Raw genomic sequence first — 1,612 nt, 5'->3', positions numbered from 1 at the left:
CCATATAGTTCAATTCCACCAACGGGCTATATTGACCTTTATAGGATTGTGTAAACACCGCTATCAGGTTTTCCATCCGAAAACCACTCTCCGTAAATATGTTCATCACCATCCATTGGTCATCCCACGAATCCAGGAAACCGTTGGAGAAAACAGGAGAATAGCAAAATGCTACCAATCCATAAAGGAGCAGGAACCCCAACAAGAATTTAAAGTTAACGATATTGTTCAGTTTTTTCATTTTTCGCCTTTTTATAAACTAAACGAATAACCAAGGAAAAATACTGAGCTTAATACTACTTTTTCATCTTTTCACCCGATAAAAGCCAATAATCGGATTACTTTCTTCCGTTAAATTTTTTAGATCATCCGGAAAAACATCCGGATTTTCAGATATCTTGTACTGGATTACAAAAGAAGGAACCACAGAAAAAAACATATCTTTATACACTCCATGAATTTGAGATATAAATAACAAATCTTTCACAGGATGATTATTAACCTGCTTACCGGCATATATGAGTTTATCTTTCAACAAATCATAATATACTGCATAACAACTTCCCTGTTTCTGAAACCATAAATTCAAAAAACCATCCGCTTCATAAGCATTACTCAACAACCATGAGTAGCGGGTTTGCATCAACTTCAATGATGGTGTCACTTCCATCAGAACATCCAACGGTAAAGAGTCCGGCAATTCCACCTTGTATACAGGTGTAACAGATTCTGATGTCAACTGATAAACGACTGTTTCATAATCCTTAATAAAATACAACTTATCGTTATTATAATAAAAAGGATGTTCCTTCCCATAGGAAAATCTAAACTCTGACGTTCTATCATGGGGGAAAAAAGATTTATCGATTTTAGTTCCGGACAAGGAACAGAACAACGAGTAGTGCATTTCCGGATTATCAGGATAATTATAATGATCTCCCATGAAAAAGAAAAAAGAGCCGTTCCAAATCGCCATGCGTTCCGGTGCCATATAAGTGGCAGAGATAGATTGACGACGTTTGCCGGTATACATATCGTAACAATGCAACTTCCTGCGTGTTGAATCGTACATCCACAACATCTTCAACGGGGGGTTCAAAGCAAAGTCCAATACATTCCCGTATTCGTTAGGACCCGGACCATGCTCATCAATCACATACTCGACCTTTCCTTGCATATCGAAGCAAAAGAGCTTATTTTGGTTATCCAATATAAAGATACGCTCATCAGAAACAAGAGTACGGACTATTTCTCCTATTACAACATTGTCCGACAATACCACATACGAGATTTGTTCGAAAGTCTGGTCTACATTGCGATAGGCTGTATCCGAAATAGAAACAGGAATCACGCGTAATTGTACCGAGTCTTTCTCTACCGAGACATTCTCACAAGACGATTGGCGTCCATTATGACATGACATAAGACACAAAAACAATAATACAATTGTAATATATTTCATAAAGCATATTATTTGTTCGTTTGTTAAAAAATAAAAATCAATTCCCTTTTATCCTTCAAGGCATTCCTCCACATGGGACCGGAGTACAATTACAAGAAGGACATACATATTGGTCAACACAAACCCATGCAACGCTTGATGTAAAAGAGC

1 protein-coding gene and 1 pseudogene are annotated in these 1,612 nt (G+C 37.2%); both read right to left on the bottom strand.

Going from position 1 to position 1,612, the window contains the following annotated elements; genetic code table 11:
* Positions 1–241: pseudogene (locus KTG12_RS21285) on the bottom strand (hypothetical protein); the annotation flags it as partial.
* A gap of 63 nt (positions 242–304) precedes the next feature.
* Positions 305–1,462, bottom strand: coding sequence for a 6-bladed beta-propeller (locus KTG12_RS21280; protein ID WP_216945545.1), 1,158 nt, complete (start codon positions 1,460–1,462; stop codon positions 305–307).
* Positions 1,463–1,612 lie beyond the last annotated feature (150 nt).

Source organism: Parabacteroides sp. MSK.9.14 (genome assembly GCF_019041495.1).
Taxonomy (GTDB): Bacteria; Bacteroidota; Bacteroidia; order Bacteroidales; family Tannerellaceae; genus Parabacteroides; species Parabacteroides merdae.
The sequence above is the reverse complement of the archived record's forward strand: the minus strand, read 5'-3'. Positions and strand labels throughout refer to the sequence as shown.

What these genes read in the sequence shown, in the direction of transcription:
- KTG12_RS21280 (WP_216945545.1), bottom strand. Translation starts at nt 1,462, where the DNA reads ATGAAATATATTACAATTGTATTATTGTTTTTGTGTCTTATGTCATGT.